17 protein-coding genes are annotated in these 19,006 nt (G+C 51.5%); 9 read left to right on the forward strand and 8 right to left on the reverse strand.

Going from position 1 to position 19,006, the window contains the following annotated elements:
* Nucleotides 1-189 precede the first annotated feature (189 nt).
* Nucleotides 190-906, forward strand: a complete 717-nt coding sequence (gene torR, locus NNL38_RS06650) for a two-component system response regulator TorR (protein ID WP_255390226.1) — start codon at nt 190-192, stop codon at nt 904-906.
* A 361-nt stretch (nt 907-1,267) separates the two neighbouring features.
* On the opposite strand, the gene panP is transcribed toward torR, so the two are convergent.
* From panP to NNL38_RS06680, 6 genes are all read right to left on the reverse strand, one after another.
* Entirely contained in the window at nt 1,268-2,932 is a 1,665-nt protein-coding gene (gene panP / locus NNL38_RS06655) for a pyridoxal-dependent aspartate 1-decarboxylase PanP (protein ID WP_255390227.1), read from the reverse strand.
* Nucleotides 2,933-3,072: 140 nt separating this feature from the next.
* Nucleotides 3,073-4,086: a DUF2860 family protein gene (locus NNL38_RS06660; RefSeq protein ID WP_255390228.1), complete on the reverse strand. Its 1,014-nt coding sequence runs from the start codon at nt 4,084-4,086 to the stop codon at nt 3,073-3,075.
* Between the two features lie 195 nt (nt 4,087-4,281).
* Complete coding sequence (locus NNL38_RS06665; RefSeq protein WP_255390230.1) at nt 4,282-4,797, reverse strand: hypothetical protein; 516 nt, start codon at nt 4,795-4,797, stop codon at nt 4,282-4,284.
* Between the two features lie 373 nt (nt 4,798-5,170).
* Nucleotides 5,171-5,272 (reverse strand): MetS family NSS transporter small subunit, encoded by a 102-nt coding sequence (locus NNL38_RS06670; RefSeq protein ID WP_255390231.1) that lies wholly within the window; start codon nt 5,270-5,272, stop codon nt 5,171-5,173.
* A gap of 3 nt (nt 5,273-5,275) precedes the next feature.
* The gene (locus NNL38_RS06675; RefSeq protein WP_255390232.1) at nt 5,276-6,757 is read right to left on the reverse strand and encodes a sodium-dependent transporter; all 1,482 of its coding nucleotides are present in this window, start codon (nt 6,755-6,757) and stop codon (nt 5,276-5,278) included.
* Nucleotides 6,758-7,145: 388 nt separating this feature from the next.
* Nucleotides 7,146-7,748: a putative outer membrane beta-barrel protein gene (locus NNL38_RS06680; protein ID WP_255390233.1), complete on the reverse strand. Its 603-nt coding sequence runs from the start codon at nt 7,746-7,748 to the stop codon at nt 7,146-7,148.
* A gap of 145 nt (nt 7,749-7,893) precedes the next feature.
* Between NNL38_RS06680 and cydH the strand changes: the two genes are divergently transcribed.
* The gene (cydH, locus tag NNL38_RS24770) at nt 7,894-7,983 is read left to right on the forward strand and encodes a cytochrome bd-I oxidase subunit CydH (protein WP_369414597.1); all 90 of its coding nucleotides are present in this window, start codon (nt 7,894-7,896) and stop codon (nt 7,981-7,983) included.
* 105 nt (nt 7,984-8,088) lie between these two features.
* On the forward strand, nt 8,089-9,336 hold the full coding sequence (locus tag NNL38_RS06685; RefSeq protein WP_255390583.1) for a patatin-like phospholipase family protein: 1,248 nt from the start codon (nt 8,089-8,091) through the stop codon (nt 9,334-9,336).
* Here the strand turns inward: NNL38_RS06685 and NNL38_RS06690 are convergent.
* On the reverse strand, nt 9,308-10,492 hold the full coding sequence (locus NNL38_RS06690) for an ABC transporter ATP-binding protein (protein WP_255390234.1): 1,185 nt from the start codon (nt 10,490-10,492) through the stop codon (nt 9,308-9,310). The genes NNL38_RS06685 and NNL38_RS06690 overlap by 29 nt on opposite strands.
* Before the next feature lie 196 nt (nt 10,493-10,688).
* On the opposite strand from NNL38_RS06690, the gene NNL38_RS06695 reads away from it, so the two are divergent.
* From NNL38_RS06695 to emrD, 4 genes are all read left to right on the forward strand, one after another.
* Nucleotides 10,689-11,996, forward strand: a complete 1,308-nt coding sequence (locus NNL38_RS06695) for an alpha/beta fold hydrolase (protein WP_255390235.1) — start codon at nt 10,689-10,691, stop codon at nt 11,994-11,996.
* Nucleotides 11,997-12,139: 143 nt separating this feature from the next.
* Nucleotides 12,140-12,505 (forward strand): hypothetical protein, encoded by a 366-nt coding sequence (locus tag NNL38_RS06700; protein ID WP_255390236.1) that lies wholly within the window; start codon nt 12,140-12,142, stop codon nt 12,503-12,505.
* A 406-nt stretch (nt 12,506-12,911) separates the two neighbouring features.
* Nucleotides 12,912-13,511, forward strand: a complete 600-nt coding sequence (locus NNL38_RS06705; protein ID WP_255390237.1) for a GTP cyclohydrolase II — start codon at nt 12,912-12,914, stop codon at nt 13,509-13,511.
* Nucleotides 13,512-13,890: 379 nt separating this feature from the next.
* Complete coding sequence (emrD, locus tag NNL38_RS06710; RefSeq protein ID WP_255390584.1) at nt 13,891-15,072, forward strand: multidrug efflux MFS transporter EmrD; 1,182 nt, start codon at nt 13,891-13,893, stop codon at nt 15,070-15,072.
* 84 nt (nt 15,073-15,156) lie between these two features.
* Here the strand turns inward: emrD and NNL38_RS06715 are convergent, their stop codons facing one another.
* On the reverse strand, nt 15,157-15,483 hold the full coding sequence (locus tag NNL38_RS06715) for an HI1450 family dsDNA-mimic protein (RefSeq protein WP_255390238.1): 327 nt from the start codon (nt 15,481-15,483) through the stop codon (nt 15,157-15,159).
* A gap of 312 nt (nt 15,484-15,795) precedes the next feature.
* Between NNL38_RS06715 and NNL38_RS06720 the strand changes: the two genes are divergently transcribed.
* Both NNL38_RS06720 and NNL38_RS06725 read left to right on the forward strand, forming a co-directional pair.
* Complete coding sequence (locus NNL38_RS06720) at nt 15,796-16,569, forward strand: nucleotidyltransferase domain-containing protein (protein ID WP_255390239.1); 774 nt, start codon at nt 15,796-15,798, stop codon at nt 16,567-16,569.
* Between the two features lie 49 nt (nt 16,570-16,618).
* Nucleotides 16,619-18,997 (forward strand): DNA polymerase II, encoded by a 2,379-nt coding sequence (locus tag NNL38_RS06725; RefSeq protein ID WP_255390240.1) that lies wholly within the window; start codon nt 16,619-16,621, stop codon nt 18,995-18,997.
* The last annotated feature ends 9 nt before the right edge of the window (nt 18,998-19,006 follow it).

A 19,006-nucleotide genomic window follows, 5' to 3' on the forward strand; every position in this document is an offset into this window, starting at 1 on the left:
TTCCGTTACAGTATGAATGTTTCCGTAATTGACGGTGAACTAATATTTTTTCTGGTGTTATCTTAATTCCATGATATGAATAAGGTTAACGCTGGGGATGAACAGGATTGCCTGCTTTATTAAAAATTGTTAACAGGTATACCTTGTGCTACCGTTTTAAAAGCTGCTGAATTAAATGAAGAGTGAAAAATGAGTCATCACATTCTTGTTGTCGAAGATGAGGTTGTTACGCGCGCCAAACTGGTCGGGTATTTTGAAAATGAAGGGTATCAGGTCAGTGAAGCCGAGAGTGGTGATCGGATGCGGGAAATCATGGCCAGTGAACGTATCGATCTGGTGATGCTGGATATTAACTTGCCGGGTGAAGATGGCTTGCTATTGACCCGGGAGCTCAGAAGCCGCTCTGAAGTCGGGATTATTCTGGTCACGGGCAGGGTGGATAGTATTGACCGGATTGTCGGTCTGGAGATGGGGGCCGATGACTATGTCACCAAGCCGTTTGAGCTGCGTGAGCTGTTGGTCCGGGTGAAAAACCTGTTGTGGCGCATTGGCTTAGCGGAGAAAGCTCGTGAGCAGGGCACCTCAGTGACCCAGGACAGCAATATCATTTCATTTGGTGACTGGCAGTTTGATATCAACCGCCGCGCGCTGACCCACCATGGCGAGCCGGTGAAACTGACCAAGGCAGAATATGAATTGCTGGTGGCGTTTTCCTCTCACCCGAATGTGGTGCTGAGCCGGGAGCGGATCCTGAATATGCTGAGTCATCGGGTTGAAGCCCCAAATGACCGGACGATTGATGTGTTGATTCGTCGTATGCGCGCCAAGATGGAATCCGACCCGAAAAATCCGCAAATATTTGTGACGGTTCACGGTGAAGGGTATATGTTTGCCGGTGATTCATAACCCGCTTTATTGTGAACTTTAAGCATCCCCTTCTTATTGCTGTATTATTCACAACTTGTCATAAATCGCCGGTTTTTCTGTAAATCCGGCTTGAGCCTTCTGAGTTAACTGTACTTTCGTTGATCTGAATCAAGAAGGATGAATTGTTGAAAATCAGGGATTTGTTAGAGGTTTTCAGGGGATGTTGTTTTTCATTAACTGCTATTTAACCTGGAGAGAACGAAAATGATAAATAGACTGATAACCGGGCAATGTTTATTAAAAATGATGTGTTGAATATTTTGAGTTTATTGATTTGTGTGGGTATGACATGAACGCAAAATAAAACAGCCTGGCAGATCCCAGGCTGTTTTTATATCACTTAAGAGAGCGAAATTTGTTCACGCTTTAAGATGGTGTCAGTCAGCGATTGAATTGTCGGTAAGCTGATGCTGCTGAGTTTGGCCAGTGCTCGCTGTTCACTCAGCACATCTTCCAGAATGGTCTCCGTGGTGAGCGGGTTGGCCAGAACCACCCGGAATACTGTAGTGATTTTCCGATCCCATTTCACCGGATTCAGGCGGGTCCGGGAAACAAAGGATTTGCCGGATTCCCGCTGCCGCTTCTGGATGAACTTGGTGAGATCATTGAGGGCGTTGAGCAGCGATTCTTTCTCCTCCGCGGTCGCCAGCGTGAGCGCACGTTGCGTGTCGGCTGGCACGTAGCGATAGGTCAGCAGGCACAGCTCCGGCTCGGAGATCAGCTCAAAGTCCGGGTGCGCCTTAATCAGGGCGGCAAAGTGCTTGGCTTTGTCGATACTGTTGTTGATCAGCATCTCGTAGCCGGGCCGGCTGATGATGTTCATACTGGCAAACAGCAGCATTGCCATCCCGCTCCGTGAGCCTTCCAGAGTGTGGCTACCCAAATCTTTCGAGCCTTTCCGCAGGATGTATTCGGCATGATGCTCAATGGCGGTCATCAAGGCCGGGTTTTTAAAGATGACCATGCCGGCACCCATCGGCACATAAAGCTGTTTATGGGCGTCGATGGTGACCGAGTCAGCCCGCTCAATCCCCTTCAGTAGAGGCCGGTATTTATGGGACATCAAGGTTGCACCGCCCCAGGCGGCATCTATATGGAAGTGGCAGTCGTGCGCCTGGGCGATATCGGCCAGTTGATCCAGCGGATCGATATTGCCGGTTTCCGTGGTACCAGCAACACCGACAATGGCAAACGGTTTGATATTCTTCGCCTTCAGCTCAGCCAGTGTCTGCTCCAGCGCCTGCAGGTCAATCCGGTTATGGTCGTCCGTTTTCACCGCAATCAGGCTGTCGCGGCCGATCCCCAGGACATCAGCGGCTTTTTTCAGCGAGTAATGACCACGCTCAGACACCAGCACCGCCAGATCGTCATAGCCATAATGCTTCATGGCTTTAAACAGGCCTTCCTGGGCGACGCCACGGAACTCGCCGTCTGGCCGCAGGGCATGGTTTCGCGCCACCCATAGCGCGGTGATGTTGGCAATGGTGCCGCCGGAGCAAAAAGCGCCCAGTGAATGGTTGGCGCTGTGCATCCATTGCTGATAAAAGTCATCTGATTCGTGGTAGATCAGGTTGTGCAACATGCCCAGCACCTGACGCTCCAGTGGGGTAAACGCTTTGGAGGTTTCTATCTTGACCAGGTTCTGGTTGAGTCCAATCATGATTTTGGACAGCGGCATCAGGAAGTAGGGCAGGGCTGAGGTCATATGACCAATAAAGCTTGGCGCAGAGGTATGGACCGACTGGGCCACCAGTTTGTCGAGCAGAAAATGCGTATGGTCAGAGACAAAGGAAGGGGTTTCCGGGATATCAGCCGAGGAAAAGTCCTTCTCAATGTCGACCAGCGGCTTTTCCGTTGCCGCAATATGCGTTTGCAGAAACGCATTCAGGTTTTCTGAAATCTCTTTCTCGATTCGGCCCAGGGTCGAATCAGGTGCCTCCGGCACGGTAAAGATGCGATGCAGTGATTCTTCCGTTGCATCGGCTTTTCGGTTATCTACTGCCATAGGGGATAGGTGCTTCAAACTGAAATTGGCAAATTGCTGTTAATGTAATGCAATTTGCCTGTTATGTCCCGTAAAAAGCCCAATTGGGTTCAATCTCGGGCTGATTTTTGAGATCTCGTCAGGGGCGAGCGGGGCGAAAATCAGAGTGTGTAACGGGCACCGGCGCTGATCAGCAGACGTTGTTCATCGTAGAATTGGATGTTGGATTGGGTGTCGTTATAGCCGGCGAGTGTGACCAGACTCCATCGTTTCCAGCCAAAGGGTTCGCGATACTCATAAGCCAGGAACCCGCCCCACCGTTGATCTTTGCGGCGCTGTTGGTAAACCGGGTGAATACTATCGTAATCGCTGAAACGATACTTCAGTGTCAGGGCCAGACTGGCCCGCTGGAACTGATGGACCAAGGAGGATTCCGCGCCATAGTTATGGCTGGCCACTGCATCGCCCTGCGCGTCCAAGCGGCTGTAGCTCAGCGCAGTACGCAGCCGTTGATTTTGCCCCAGAGGCTTGAGGTAGCTCAACTGGCTAAACAGGATATCCCCTTCACGGATCAGCGCTGCTTGTGTTGCAGTATCATCAAGCTGCTGGCCACTTTGCTCATCTTCGATCTGCTGTTTGCCTGCTGCCAGCTCGAGAGACAGTGCAGAGCCCAGAATTTGCTTGTATTTCAACCGTACAGCTTCAACCGTACTGTCGGTTTTACTTTTGATCCCTTTGCCAGCAAACGGATCGCGATCCACTTCCTTGGAGAGAAGTCCGGGCACATAGCCGAAACTGACCCGGCTGCCATCATTGAGTTGCCGCACGTACCCCAGCTCAGCATGAAACCGTCCCAGGGCAAGGTCGGAACGGCTGGTTCCGAAATAGAGCTGCTGATCGCCTTGGGCAAAGGTATAAGTCAGCATGCCGAAAGGTATAACCTTTGTTTTCGATTTTTTGTTGTCATCTTTTGGTGATCGCGCCGTGTCTTTGGGATGTCGCGGGGCACTTGGCGGTGGCTTCGGTGTCTGTGGTGTCGATTCATCCATTCGCTCGTCATAGCTGGCCATCAGCGCGATTTCTCCGCCGAAACCTGGCTCCCATTGCGGATAAGGCTGCGCTGTTGCTGTCGCAGAGATGAGCCCTGCGCCCAGGCAAAGTCGAAGGCTGGTCATTGTGTTCCCCATAAATACACGTAAATCAAATGGTTATTTTGTGATTTGGTTTATTTTTATGGGGCGTAAGGATACGTGTAGTTAATGATAGATGGAACATTTATCTGCTTAGGCGATGGATAAGGCGGGGGAGTCGGATGAAACGCGTTTGGGGGAGTACCTGGCCGGACCGTAATCGGTCCGGCTTGCAGGGGGCTACTGACATTCAATGGCCGCAATCGCGGTCATTTTTTCGTTGTAGGCATTGAGCGGCTGATCAATATCGCCCGGATGGGTGAGCAGATCGGCAAATGCACTACGGAGCTCATAGTTCTTCGGGTGTGGTTTGCTTTGACGGTCATCAAACGACAGTTTGGCTATACGGCCGAGTTCGTTGTTTTCTTGCGAAAGGGCTTTTACATCTTGCTGCGTCAGCTTCAGCCAGGACTCAATTGGCTGCGACAGGGCCAGCTTGTCCTTATCATTTTCTAAATACCAATCTACAGCCTCGCGGTTCAGCTCAAAATGGTGTTTACGTCCTTCCAGGAACCAGTCACCGACTTCTTTCAGGTTCGGGTCTTTTTGAACCGCGATATCAACCAGGCTTTGGTACCATGACAGAGATGCATCCACATATTGGTGATATTTGTCGCTTTGGCAGCTTGTTTCTTGGGCAGCAAGCACTGACGAAGGGAGGAGTGCAAGCGAGAGTATAATAGCAGGTAACTTCATTGCCTTTCCTTGAGTAGACTTTTCTTAGATTTATGGCTGAGCGCATCGTTGACGGTAGCCGGTAGGTTTTGAGCCCGTACGGCACAGTTGAACGACTCGATCAGCAGGTCGTTGGATTGTAAAGGCACGATTGGAATAAGGAAAAGGGATCTTTGCCGGAATGAATCATGGCTAGCAAAGTTGAGGTTGCAGGCTTGCATTTGTGTGATAAACACACCATACCAGTCATAGTCAAATCAGGGAGCATCCTCGCTTGTAAAAGCGCTATGGTTGATCCCTGACTGACGGTGATTGGTATCAGATGTTGCACACCAAGCGCTGTGCATAAAACAGAGGCTTCACGGGGAAGCCTCTGTTCATAGTTCGGGTTGTGTTACTGTTGCTTGTTTTTCATGGCAACGGAGATGCAGTAAGCTGCGCCTCCCCAGGTGATCCCAAGTCCAAACAGCATCATAATAATTGCGCCAATTGTCATAACTTACGCCTCCTGGTGAGTTTGAGGTTTTGAGGTCAGGTTGATGATTACAGCCACGACAAACATGGCAGCAACCAGTCCCCAGCCCAGCAGCATCAAGTCAGACATTGCATAGCCGCCGTATCCATCATTGAATGTATTGACCAGGTTGGTTCCCAGAATCACTGCCAGCATGGCAGGGCTCAGGAAGCGAATACAGATTTCAAACCATTTCCCGATTGTGAATTCAGAAATCTTGTTGGTGTAGCTGCGTACATCCGCGGCTTTAAACAGCCAGCCAATGATCAACAACTCAATCAGGCAACTGGTCAGCAGCGCGACGTTGTTGATGAAGTAGTCGATCAGATCCAGCAGTAGCAGGCCGCCGTTAGTGGCGAACGCCATCGAGACCACAAATCCAGTCCCGCAAACCACTGAGGCTGCTTTTTTACGACTCCAGTTCAGCTTATCAATGATGGCAGAGGTCACGGCTTCCAGGATCGAGATGTGTGAGCTCAAACCGGCCACAACCAGTGCCAGGAAGAATAGTGGGCCCAGAATATAAGGGGCCGGCAGTAAGTTAATGGCCGCCGGAATGGTGACAAATGCCAGTCCAACTCCCGCAGAAACCACTTCCGTCAGCGGTTTTGCTTGCTCTTGGGCCATGTAACCCAAGACACCGAAGATCAGTATACCGGCTGTGATTGAGAAGCCACAGTTGATCAGCACGGTCATAAACGCATTGTTATTGATGTCTGATTTCTCTGGCAGATAGCTCGAATACGCAATCATGATGGCGAAGCCGACACTCAGGGTGAAGAAAATCTGACCGTAAGCCGCGGACCAGACTTTAGCATCCAGGATCTTGCTGAAGTCCGGCTGGAACAGATAGTTCAGGCCGTCCATCGCACCCGGCAGGAATACGATTCGGGTGATCAGGCCAATCACTAACAGGAACAGCAATGGCATCATAATCTTACTGGCACGTTCAATCCCGCCTTTGACGCCGGAGAAAATTGCCGCGAAGGTGATTGCCCAGGCAATCGCCATCGGAATGGCAATATGGAACTGCAGGCTGCCCAGTTGGGTTGGGGTGTTATCGCCCAGTTTCAGATATTCACTGAAGAAGAAGGCGTTGGTATCCGTCCCCCAACTTTGAGTGAATGAGTGGCCTAGGTAGGAAATCGCCCAGCCAATCACGGCGACATAGTAGACTGCGATGATTGTCGCGATAAAGACCTGGAACCAGCCCAGCCATTCGAATTTAATCCCGACTTTAGAAAAAGCGCGTGGCGCTGCACCGCGCAGCTTATGACCTAAGCTGAATTCCATAATCATGAATGGAATACCGGCAGTGAGCATGGCGAAAAGGTAAGGAATAAAAAATGCGCCGCCGCCGTTTTCATAAGCCATATACGGGAAGCGCCAGATGTTCCCCAGACCGATTGCGGAGCCGACCGCTGCCAGGATAAACCCGGCTCGGGAGCCCCATTGTTCACGTTTCATAAGCATCTCCTTATGTACTGCAATTCTCTATGAAACTTTGAAATCAAAGTTAATTATTCTGAATTTTTACTTCCTGTAACGTGGGATCTGGATTGAATAACCACGTTCATGGTTTGAGATTAGCCACTGTAAGAATGTAAAGCAATAGAGTGTAGGTTTGTTAACCTTCATTGGTGCTAGTGTTAACTTTTGCTTGAGTGTAGGACAGATAAGCGAAAAGGGATGGAGGAAGGGAATATTTAGAGAAAATCTCTAGGGTTGTTCGTCATCACAGGGAGAAATATTATTTTTTCCGAGGGATAACTCTGACTGATAATTCACCAAAATATAGCTGTTCTTAGTACTGAGCGAGGGGAAGGCTAGATAATCTAGCCTTTAGAGTATGTGCTCAAAATGAAAACGTCAGCCCCAGGTTGGTCTGCCACTGGCTAAGCCACTCCGAATCAAGACGAATCTGACAGTTCTCACCGCTGCTCTGCAACTGGCAGCTGCTCTTCGACTGACCGTCGACTCTGCTGGCCAGCCAGCGCGCTTCGAACACCAGGCGCATATTGTGACTCAGTTTATATTCTGCTCCGGTAAAAACACCGGCCGAAAACAGCAAATCTTCATCAATCCAGTCGACTTGAGACAACGTTGTACCGAGTGAGAGGCCGAATAAGGCATCAACCCTGGGGGAGCTTTGATAGCGCATGGCACTCTGGAAGTGAACATAGGTCAAAGAGCCGTCACCTTGAATGCCTTTCACTTCGCTGGGCTGGTGGCTGAGAAATAATCCGACCCGGCCCTGATCCATATCCGTTTCCAGTGCAAGGGCGACATGGGGATCATTTTTGATCCTCACTTTGGTACCGTTTTCATCGGTCACAGATTCTGAAAAGCTATAGCCGATATAAGGTGTCACATAGAACGAGTTTTCTTCGGCGGCAGAAGGGGAAGCTGCGGTGAGCATCATGAGACCCATGATTGAGACAAGAGACAATACCTTCATAGCGAGATACGATTCCTTTAACCTAAGATAGATTAATTGTGACAGCATTCTGATAATGATGCGCTTTTAATATAAATAAGCTTGAACTGCCCCCCAAGTAGGGTTAATAATGTGTTAAAACATTGCACTTAATAGGGGATTAATCATGGAATTCGATCTGAAACTGGCACTGTTTACTGCGGTAACGGTGATAAGTGTCATTCTGACCTTCGGGCTTATCTCTATTTCAGTGTAATAGCCTTGTTCTGAAAGGGCTTTAAATGACCTTTGTGTCAATTAGGCGAGTGATGATAGTCTGTCAGATGAGCGTGGCTCACCCATTTTGACAAGAGTGACTTTGATGAATCATCTGCCGTTTAGTTTGAGTGATACTGATTTACAGCTTGTTAACAGTTTTTCTACGCGCCTGGATAGTGTTCGCCACCGAAAAATTGCCTTGGTGGTCCAGGGTGGCGGACAGCGGGGTATCTTCACCGCAGGCGTGTTTGATGCATTTCTCGAAGCCGGGTTTGACCCTTTCGAACTTTATATAGGGACGTCAGCGGGTGCGCTGAATCTCTCCTCCTTTATTAGCCGGCAGCATAAATTCGGCTATCACTTCATCGTTGATTACACCACCGACAATGAGTTTTTCAATCTCTATAAATATCTGAGCAAGCAAAAGCCCATGAATCTGGACTGGGCGCTTGAGCGGGTGGCAGAAGATGGCCCGACACGGCTTGATATTGATACGGCCAGGCAAGTGTTACGTCATCGTACCGCGCTGGCTTGTGCGACGCGCAAAGATACGCTGGAAGATATTTATCTGCCGATGTTCCAGGATGACTGGCAGGAAGTGTTGCGGGCCTCTTGTGCAATCCCGGTGCTCTATAACCTGCCGGTGAGCTTGCGTGAGCTGGAATGGGTGGATGGCGGCGTGAGTGCTGCGGTACCGGTAAAGGAAGCATGGCACCGTGGTGCCGATTTAGTAGTGGTGGTTCGAACGGAGCCGATCCAGCGTCTGAAGGGAGAGGAAAGCGGTAGTTTCAACGACTGGCGGGAAAAAATAGAAACGGTTCTGCCGGATTATATCGACAAGCTCAGCCTGAACCAGTCGTTGGACAGGGTGAAGGCGATCCGTACCGATCTCACCCAGCGATTTGACCAGTGGAAGCTGTGGCAAGATAAGCCCGAAAATCCCGAACAGCAAGTCCGTTCGGAACCTGAGGTCGTGATCCCGCCGACCGAAGTCGAAGCTGAGGGGGCGCAAGCGCCAGAACCTGCCGGGAAAAACAGCCAGTGGCGCTTGTTGTCCGCCGAGAACATCGAGCGCTTCCTGGCTATCACCGGGAAGGGAAAAAGTGCTGAGATTATCGAAATGCTCAACCGCTACTATCGGACCTATGATGATCTGAACCATTTTTTGCTCGAGCCGCCGGATGGACTGAAAGTGATTCAAATTGCCCCCGAACGGGCGTTGCGAAGTCGGGCATTGCTCAGCGACAAGGACGATCTCGAAGTTGACTACCGGGAAGGGAAGCTGGTGGGGCGGCAGTTTCTGGTGCATTTTGCTGAGTTGCTCAACGCCCAGACCACCTTGTTTCGTTAAGCGCGGCTCCCTTATGCGTGGTTCCGTTAAGCGTACCGCTATAACATGCTGCACTGGTGACACGCTGTGGTGTTTGAACGAATTGCTCCGGAACTACTTCACCACGTGGAAAGGCCACCAGGTACCTTGCTGCAATTTGAACCCCCACTTGCTCGCCGATCTGAAAATCGTCACCGTTGGTCGGGCGGGCTCTGAGCTGCAGACCAGATGAGAGTCGGAGGGTATACAGGCTCGCAGCCCCCATAAATACCTTTTGAATGATTTTCCCCTGAGCCAGCCGCGTTGATTTGTGGAGGGCGATTTCTTCCGGACTCAAGAAAACAGTCAATGGCGTGCCGGAGTGCCAGGGTTGCCGCTCCGGAGGAAGCCGTATCAAGCCAAGTTCGGTCTTGATCTGATCAGGCGTCGCAACCACACCGTGAATCGCTTGCTCCCGGCCGAGGAATCGGGCGACATCGGGGCTGGCCGGGTTGTTAAACAGGGCCGCAGGTTTATCCCACTGAACAATATGGTGCTGGAGCAGGAGCCCGATGTTGTCGCTGAGGGCAAAGGCTTCGTTTTTGTCGTGAGTGACGATGAGCGCGGTGATTTGTTTTGCGTGCAGGATCGCACGAATTTCCTCGTAAAGCACATGTTTGAGCGGGGTGTCTAAACTGGAGAAAGGCTCATCCATTAACAGTAGCCGGGGTTGGCTTGCCAGTGCCCGGGCGAGGGCGACCCGCTGCTTTTGGCCATAAGACAACTGGTGCGGGTATTGCCCGGCCAGGGCCGGGATCTGCACCAGTTCGAGCATCTCGTCGATGATGGCTTGTTGTTGCTGGCGGCTGTGGTGGAGATGATGCAGGCCAAAACGGATATTGTCGCGGACCGTCAGATGGGGGAACAGGGCATAGTCCTGAAACACCATCCCGATTTTGCGCTGCTCAGGCGCAACCAGGCCGTTGGGGGTCGATAACAGACAGCCCTGAAGACGGATCTGGCCGTGGCTGAGCGGGATAAAGCCGGCGATGGCTTGGAGCAAGGTGGTTTTCCCGCAACCACTAGGCCCGAGCAGACAGGCTATTTCCTGCTGTGCAAGCGTGAAGCTGAGATCCTTTAACACAGGTTGTGCGCTGAAGCGGCACGCCAGCTGATTGACTTCAAGAAAGGGGGCCATCGCAGTTTCACCGTCAGGACACTTGCTTAAAGTATAAACACAAATGGTAACTGTAGTTATTTGTGTTCCTATTTAGTCTTGTTGAGATACGCTTGGCCGATATCAGCGGATGGTCATTAGCTATCTGTCTGATATGATAAGACCTTTCAGATGATTTCCCGTGAAAACGGATGTACTGACAAACAAGGAGAGAACAGTGCAGTCAGCTTATGTTGTCGATGGGATGCTTTGCCGCACACACCAATTCCACCTTCCCCTGGATTATTCCCAGCCAGAAAAAGACACCATCACGGTGTTTGCCCGTGAAGTCGTGGCCAAGGAGAAACAGGAGCAGGACCTGCCCTGGCTGGTGTATCTTCAGGGAGGGCCGGGCTTTCCGTCGCCACGTCCCGATGCCAACGCCGGTTGGTTGAAGCGGGCGTTACAACAGTACCGGGTGTTGCTGCTGGATCAGCGTGGCACCGGGAACAGCCAGGTTGTCAGTGCCCAGACCCTGGCCGGTCAATCGGTTGAGGTGCAAGTGGCGTATCTGAGCCAGTTCCGGGCCGATAATATCGTTCGTGATGCTGAAGCCATTCGTAAGCAACTTGGGATTGCACAGTGGTCGCTGTTGGGACAGAGTTTTGGTGGCTTCTGTATTCTGCACTACTTGTCTTACTACCCACAAAGCTTGAGACGTGCTTATGTGACCGGCGGGATCCCGCCACTGACACGACATGCTGATGAGGTTTACCAGGCAACCTATCAGCGTGTGCTCGATAAGAATGCGGCGTTCTTTGCCCAGTTCCCGCAAGCGCAGAGCCTGTGTCGTCAAATTGCAGATCATTTGCTGCAGCATGATGTCCGGCTGCCAAATGGGCAGCGCTTTACTGTCGAGCAGTTCCAGTTGATCGGGATTAACTTAGGCCGCAGTGGTGGCGGGCTCGGTCTGTACCATATGCTTGAGGAAGCCTTTGTCGAGGTCGACGGGAAACCAGCCCTGAGCTATAGCTTCCTTAATGCCATGCTAGCGGAGCAGTCTTACCAGACCAACCCGATTTATGCGATTTTGCATGAAGCCATTTATTGTCAGCAGAATGCCTCTGACTGGTCGGCGCACAGAGTCCGGGCCGAGTACCCGCAGTGCTCCTATACCCCAGGTCAGTCATTCAACTTTACTGGTGAAATGGTTTATCCGTGGATGTTTGACCAACTCGACACACTGAAGCCACTGAAAGCGGCTGCGGATATTCTGGCAGCGAAATCTGATTGGCCGCAACTCTATGATCCGGCTCAGTTGGAGAAGAATATCGTGCCTGTGGCTGCTGCGGTGTATGTCGAGGATATGTATGTAGAGTTTGACTATAGTCGTGAGACCCTGAGCCAGCTGGCTAATGCCAGGGCCTGGATGACGAATGAGTATGAGCACAACGGCTTGCGCGCGGATGGTGAGCGGATCCTGGATCGCCTGATTCAGCTGGCTGATGAGCAGGAAGCCGTGATGATGCAATCGTCAGCCCTGTAGGCGCTGAAGCCTGTGATGCGACCGGCAAAATTTCGGTGAGTGCTCCGGTATTCATTGATATGCCGCGACGCTTAGTTTCTTGATTGCTCTATAAGGCGTATATTATTTGCAACTTATAGAGCAAAAAATGGAGGAAAGCATGTATGGCTCGGGTGAAGCACAGGTTGGTATTGTTCGGGTTACTCGCACCGAATGTGGTGAGTTTCTGGTTGCTGGCTGCCCACTTTTTGCGGGGAGGAGCGATGGGATGGTTTCTCTGCTGGTTACTGCTGCCAGCGCTGTTGCTGGTCAGGCGTCGCTGGATCGTCCGGATGGTTCAGCTGGCACTATTGTTCGTTGCATCGGCTTGGGTGATGATCACCGCTGAAATGCTGACCAGCCGTATTATCATGGGCGAGGATTGGTCAAGAATGCTGATGATCATGGGCACGGTGATCTGCATGACTTTGCTCTCTGCCTGTACCTTTCTGCATCCGCAGCTAGAACGACACTATGGCTTGGGACGGTGAGTAGACCCGTTTGATTCAATCGCTGTTCATCGTCCAACGCGATGATACACGGACAGATTTCCCCATCTTCACCTAAATCATATGCAATTAAGGGTGTAGTGCGGATGGGTGTGAAATGTTATAACATAACACTTCGATGTTGGGGCGATTATCCCATGTCAGGCTTGATGCGTCGAAGAAACACAGTTGCGCTGTTTTAGTGTAATAATTTTAGATATCATCTAAGCCATACCAAAGCGTGTTCGTTGCCTGATCACAACTTAATGCACAACTTAGGATGGCAATTGAACATTCAGTCACATGACTTGCAATGATGGTCTGGCCGAATCCGGCGATTGGCTCGTGCGGTGAAAGCGCTGTACTTGGTCTGGAAGGTCATTGCTGATGCGGAAATACTAGGAACAACATGGTGAATGTCAGGGCACGTGTGCCTTTTAAAGTCGGCTTGCAGAGTAACATCGCTGCCGAACTGCTTTCTTTCAACGGGCTTGAATCAGGCAAAGAGCATGTTGCCCTGATTTTTCAGAAAGCCGATAAAAAATCTGTCCCGCCTTTGGTTCGCATGCACTCGGAATGCCTGACAGGGGATGTGTTTCACTCTTCACGCTGTGATTGCGGTGAGCAGTTGGATGAAACGATTCAAAAAATGGGGGCAGAAGGCGGCGTGCTGTTATATCTGCGCCAGGAAGGTCGTGGGATTGGCCTGTATAACAAGATTGATGCGTATGAGCTTCAGAGCCAGGGCATGAATACCTATGAAGCCAATAATCACCTGGGGTTTGGCGATGATCTGCGCGATTTCAGTGAAGCGGCGTTTATGCTCAAGGCGTTGGGCATCTCGACCATTCGTTTGATCACAAACAACCCGAAAAAGATCAAAGAGTTGGAAGATCACGGAATTGAGATCGCCGAAGTTGTAGGCACCAAGGCGCACGTCAAAGAGGGTAATGAGCAGTACCTGCGGACCAAAGCCAGCCACGGTAAGCACCGCTTTAATTTCGATTAAGAAATTTCATCCCGAATGTTCAAACCCTGCCCGGCAGGGTTTTTATTTATCTGCTGATTGCCCGCCGTCTTATTCAGGGGATTAATAATAATCCAAACCTCTCTATTGTCATTACTTTTACTAATCCAAATCATAATAAAGTTTCGTGCTGCCAGCGATGTTAAGTGCTTGCCAGTTTTCGGCTTCCGGATTAGTATCTCCAGCGTAAAACAGGGCTTGAATCTAAGTATCCCCGTAAACTGAGTATCATGTTTTATCAGTTGATTAGATTTGGTGTTTTATCCTGCCTTTTGGCTGTTTTCTCAATTTTAGACAAGTTTTCATTATTTTATTCTGTGATGAGGGATGGGTTGTGTTTCAGCAATCTTCTGCTGCCAGTATGGCAAAGCTGTTATTTTTAATAATCATTCTGGCGGCTGCCGGTCAGATGACACAAACCATGTATGTGCCGTCGATCCCGGCCATGTCGACTTTCTTCGCGGTCGAGTCTTCCTATTTACAGGCAGTCATGGCGGCCTATTTGATCCCTTACGGTTTATCACAGTTTATCTATGGCCCTTTGTCTGATCGAGTTGGCCGCCGGCCGGTGATCCTGATGGGGATGACCATTTTCCTGGTGGGGACTGTGGCTGCTTTAGTGGCCCCGACGTTTGAACTTTTTCTGCTGGCCAGTTTTATTCAGGGGATTGGCACCGGCTGTGGTGGTGCGATGTGTCGGACAGTGACCCGTGACTGCTACGATGGTGTGGAACTGCATCGTGCCAACAGCCTGGTGAGCATGGGGGTGATTTTCTCACCTTTAATCGCGCCGGTGCTCGGTGGTTATTTATCTGCTGCGTTTGACTGGCACGCCAGCTATATTTTTCTGTTGGTGTTCGGCACGCTGATCACCCTGGCGATGATGGCCCTGTTCCGGGAGACGTTGCCGGTTGAACGACGTCGCGCTGAGCGGGTCTGGCAGAGTTATCGCTATGTGCTGTCGAGCCGCCGCTTTCAGGGGTATGTGCTGTGCCTGGTGGCGACGTTTGCCGGGCTGGCCGTCTTTGAAGCAGCGGCGGGTGTGCTGCTCGGCAGTGTGCTTAAGCTGGACCCGAAAACGGTCAGCTGGTTGTTTGTGGTGCCGCTGCCGGGGTATCTGGCAGGCTCCTGGTTGTCGTCACGCTTGATGAAGCGTCTCGGCAATGCGCGGGTGTTATTTCTGGGGGCTTGTGCGGTGGGGCTGGGCTCAGCGACGATTCTGCTACCGGGCCTCGCCGGGCTGGTTACGGTCAGTTCTTTGATTGGCGGCGCGTTTGTTTACTTTATCGGGGCGGGGGTGCTGTTTCCGGCAGCGACGACTGCGGCGATAGAGCCGTTTCCGCATCATGCCGGAACGGCCGGGGCGATCTTGGGTGGCTTACAGAACTTAGGGGCTGGATTGGCCACCTTAGCGGCGTCTGCCATGCGCGTGAGTGATCAGCTGAGTCTTGGGCTAATGATGGGCGTGATGGCGCTGCTGGTGGTCTTTAGCCTGATTTGGGTACGTCGCGGTCATCATCAGGATACGCCGGTGATGGCGTGATAGGTATTAAGCCCGGCTGAGGGTAAAAGAAAGGGAGCCGAATGATGTGGCTCCCTTTTGATGCTCATGCCGTGTACAGCAAACTTAGTCGCGCTTCCACAGGATGTGGCAGAATTTATTGTCCGGGTCACGGCTAACAAGCAAGCGGGCAAAAACATCATCCAGCTCATCATTTTCTTCGTTGACCAGCCCGATTCGGACTTCAGCATACACGTCTTTATCGACATCAAACCCAACATGTTCGGCCCAGTCGTCTTTGGTTTCAACCAGCTCAGCGGCACCACGGTCTTCAAACTGGGCGGTGAACAGGATCACGTCTGCCGGTTCCAGGCTGTCGGCAGCCATTTCTAGAAATATATCGTACGCCGCGTCAATGACATCGTCATAGGCGATCAGGTTTGATGCTTCCATAAACTCATTCAATCTTGGGTGTGAGTGAATTCCGATTATATACCCAAACGACGGCAAGATGCGATGCCTGGCAGGAAGTGTTCGGCTATCAGATGCGCCGATGTATGAGTTGTCTGATTAAAAAATCCACGGTCATTGTGTCTCGGAGAGCCGCAGATTGCGCTGTTCTGTCCAAGTTGGCGACAGAGACGGTAGCCCGTTCAGAAAACAACGGCGGATCGAGTGTTATGATTCGTTCAAGCGGGATGATTTGGTAGAATTCAAGCTCGTCAACTCTGTTCTTGCTTGTGGAATAAATTGAAAGGATAAAGCGTGGCACGCACTTTACCTGTAATTGATGGCCAAACGCCGTTTCAGGATGAATATCTGCCGGTCTTGCTCGACGCTGTGAACCAGCTCAAGGCTGGCCTTGGGAAAAATTTGCACAGTATTTACGTTCACGGCAGTGTAGCCCGGCGCGAAGCCAGGCCCGGGAAGTCCGATCTGAACCTGACGCTTATTGTGGAGAAACCACTCAATGCTTCAGAGCAGTCGGTCCTCAGTACGCTGAAATGGCGGATTGCATCACATCACCCCGTCATTCCCGGGGTAACGCTGAAAGCTGGTGACTTGACCAAGGTGCTGTCGCTGGAGGCGATATTCCGCTGGGGTTTTTGGCTCAAACATTGCTGTCTTTGTCTGTACGGCGATGATTTGGCAAGCCGGTTTGGTTGTTTTGAAGCCAGTTGGGATATTGCCAAAGCTATGGACGGGGATATCAAAAAAGAGCTGAGCGAGTACCGCGCCAAAATCATGGCCACCAAGGTGGTGAAAAATTATCTCGATTATTGTGAAGCGGTTGCCCGGAAAATGCTTTGGAGCTGCTTTTCCCTGGTGCTGCACCGGGAGCAGCGCCTGGCCTTGTCCCTGCGGCAGTGTGCCGATGCATTCCTGCGTCATTACCCGGATAAGTCACTTGAAATTGGACGTCTGTTTATTCTGGTTGAGCGAACCCAGGTGCCGAAAAAGGCATCCCTGTTTATGATCGAGACGTTCGGCGGCTGGATCGTGGACGAATTTGATAAAATTGATCGTAAGATCGGTTGATTGACATCGCCATCCTGCTGATGTCACTGGAAGTCCCTCTGAGGTATTTTTGCAAACGCAACGAACAGGCTTTGTGCTGACAAGGCAGAGCAGAGATTCGCGCGGTCAGACTGAGATCGTGCTCTGGGTCAAAACAGACGAAGGCCCGTGCCGCCTGGTGATTCGGGGGGATAAGCCCGTCTGTTTTATCACCGAAGATGATTATGCTCACGCTGAGCGCTTGCTGCGCGAAGCCGGGATCACTGTGGACTGGCGTTCGCTGACATTGAAGAATTTTCAGCATCAGCGTATGTATGGCTGCTATTGCCATACGGTACGGGACAGTCTGCAATTGGTGAGCCTGCTTCGCAGTGAGCAGATTGAGCCTTTTGAAGCGGATATCCGTCTGGCCGATCGCTTTTTGATGGAGCGGTTTATCCGCGGCGGGCTCACGTTTACCGGCCTCCCTCAAGCCAGAGCCGGTTATACCGACTTTCAGCAGGTGAAAGCCAAATCGGCTGATTATATTCCGCAGTTGTCGGTTGTTTCCCTGGACATCGAGTGTTCGGAAAAAGGCGTTCTGTATTCGATAGGTCTGCATAGTGAGATGGACAGCCGGGTGATCATGGTCGGGACGCCGAATTCTGATGATGAAGCGGTGGATTGGATCCAGTGGGTGGACTCTGAAAAAGCTCTGCTTCAGGCATTGGAGGAGTGGTTTACGCAGTTTGATCCGGATATTGTGATTGGCTGGAATGTGATTGATTTTGATTTCCGCCTGCTGTTGAAACGCGCCGAGTGGAACCTGTTGCCGCTTCGGATCGGGCGGGGCAGCCAGACCCCGCACTGGCGCCAGTCGAGCCAGAATCCCAATTCTGGTTTTATCACCGTGCCGGGGCGGGTCGTGCTCGATGGCATCGATACCCTGAAAACGGCCACTTACAACTTCCGCTCCTGGTCGCTGGAGTCCGTCTCGCAGGAACTGCTGGGTGAAGGCAAGCAAATCCATAATGTTCACGATCGGATGGCGGAGATCAATTATATGTTCCGCCACGATAAGCTGTCTTTAGCGCGCTATAACCTTCAGGACTGCCAGCTGGTGTCGCGGATTTTTGCCAAGACTCATTTGCTGGATTTTGCCGTTGAGCGCAGCCGTCTGACCGGGGTTGAGCTGGATCGGGTCGGCGGCTCGGTCGCCGCCTTTACCAACCTGTATTTACCGCAATTGCATCGTGCCGGATATGTTGCGCCGAGCCTGGACAGTGACAACTGGATCGCCAGTCCAGGCGGTTATGTGATGGACTCCAAACCGGGACTGTATGATTCGGTGCTGGTACTGGATTTCAAATCCCTGTATCCCTCGATTATCCGCTCGTTTCGGATCGATCCACTGGGATTGGTCGAAGGGCTGTTGCTTGAGGAAGGGAAGGCAGAAGATCAGGCCATTGCCGGATTCAGGGGCGGGCGCTTCCACCGGGAAAAACATTTCTTACCGAAAATGATTGAAGCCTTGTGGTCAGCGCGGGATCAGGCCAAGCGGGACGGCGAACAAGCGTTCTCACAGGCAATTAAAATCATCATGAACTCATTTTACGGCGTGCTGGGCTCATCGGGTTGCCGTTTCTTTGATCACCGGCTGGCGTCATCCATTACCATGCGGGGCCATGAGATCATGAAAACCACCCGCGAGCTGATTGAAGCGAAGGGCTATGAAGTGATCTACGGGGATACCGACTCGACGTTTGTTTCCCTCAAGCGGGCCCATGCCGGCGAGGAGGCAGATGCAATCGGGCAGGCGCTGGTGGCCTATATCAATCAGTGGTGGTGCGATCACCTGCGTCAGACCTACAACCTGGACTCGGCCCTGGAGCTGGAATACGAAACTCATTATCACAAGTTTCTGATGCCGACCATTCGCGGCCAGGAAACCGGCAGCAAAAAGCGCTATGCCGGTCTGGTCAAGCGGGGCAAAGAGGAAACGATTGTCTACAAAGGGCTGGAGACGGTGCGGACAGATTGGACTGTGCTGGCGCAGGAGTTTCAGCAACAGCTCTATCACCGGGTGTTCCATAACCTGGATGTGGAAGACTATGTGCGGCAGTACGTCGAGCAGACCAATCGTGGCGAGTTTGATGATAAATTGGTGTATCGCAAGCGGTTACGACGTAACTTATCTGAGTATCAGAAAAATGTGCCGCCCCATGTCCGAGCAGCCCGTATGGCCGATGAGCTGAACCGACAACAGGGCCGCTCGTTGCAGTACCAGAACGGTGGCTGGATTGAGTACCTGATCACGCTCAATGGTCCGGAGCCGAAAGAAGCGCTCCAGAGTGCGGTGGATTATCAGCACTATATTGAAAAGCAGCTTAAACCGGTTGCGGATGGTATTTTGCCCTTTATCGGCAAGCACTTTGATGATATCACCGCACCACAGCTGGGACTGTTTTAACCGCGCCTG

This window comes from Photobacterium atrarenae (genome assembly GCF_024380015.1).
GTDB lineage: Bacteria > Pseudomonadota > Gammaproteobacteria > Enterobacterales > Vibrionaceae > Photobacterium > Photobacterium atrarenae.

What these genes read in the sequence shown, in the direction of transcription:
- torR (WP_255390226.1), top strand. Translation starts at nt 190, where the DNA reads ATGAGTCATCACATTCTTGTTGTCGAAGATGAGGTTGTTACGCGCGCC.
- panP (WP_255390227.1), bottom strand. Translation starts at nt 2,932, where the DNA reads ATGGCAGTAGATAACCGAAAAGCCGATGCAACGGAAGAATCACTGCAT.
- NNL38_RS06660 (WP_255390228.1), bottom strand. Translation starts at nt 4,086, where the DNA reads ATGACCAGCCTTCGACTTTGCCTGGGCGCAGGGCTCATCTCTGCGACA.
- NNL38_RS06665 (WP_255390230.1), bottom strand. Translation starts at nt 4,797, where the DNA reads ATGAAGTTACCTGCTATTATACTCTCGCTTGCACTCCTCCCTTCGTCA.
- NNL38_RS06670 (WP_255390231.1), bottom strand. Translation starts at nt 5,272, where the DNA reads ATGACAATTGGCGCAATTATTATGATGCTGTTTGGACTTGGGATCACC.
- NNL38_RS06675 (WP_255390232.1), bottom strand. Translation starts at nt 6,757, where the DNA reads ATGAAACGTGAACAATGGGGCTCCCGAGCCGGGTTTATCCTGGCAGCG.
- NNL38_RS06680 (WP_255390233.1), bottom strand. Translation starts at nt 7,748, where the DNA reads ATGAAGGTATTGTCTCTTGTCTCAATCATGGGTCTCATGATGCTCACC.
- cydH (WP_369414597.1), top strand. Translation starts at nt 7,894, where the DNA reads ATGGAATTCGATCTGAAACTGGCACTGTTTACTGCGGTAACGGTGATA.
- NNL38_RS06685 (WP_255390583.1), top strand. Translation starts at nt 8,089, where the DNA reads ATGAATCATCTGCCGTTTAGTTTGAGTGATACTGATTTACAGCTTGTT.
- NNL38_RS06690 (WP_255390234.1), bottom strand. Translation starts at nt 10,492, where the DNA reads ATGGCCCCCTTTCTTGAAGTCAATCAGCTGGCGTGCCGCTTCAGCGCA.
- NNL38_RS06700 (WP_255390236.1), top strand. Translation starts at nt 12,140, where the DNA reads ATGGCTCGGGTGAAGCACAGGTTGGTATTGTTCGGGTTACTCGCACCG.
- NNL38_RS06705 (WP_255390237.1), top strand. Translation starts at nt 12,912, where the DNA reads ATGGTGAATGTCAGGGCACGTGTGCCTTTTAAAGTCGGCTTGCAGAGT.
- emrD (WP_255390584.1), top strand. Translation starts at nt 13,891, where the DNA reads ATGGCAAAGCTGTTATTTTTAATAATCATTCTGGCGGCTGCCGGTCAG.
- NNL38_RS06715 (WP_255390238.1), bottom strand. Translation starts at nt 15,483, where the DNA reads ATGGAAGCATCAAACCTGATCGCCTATGACGATGTCATTGACGCGGCG.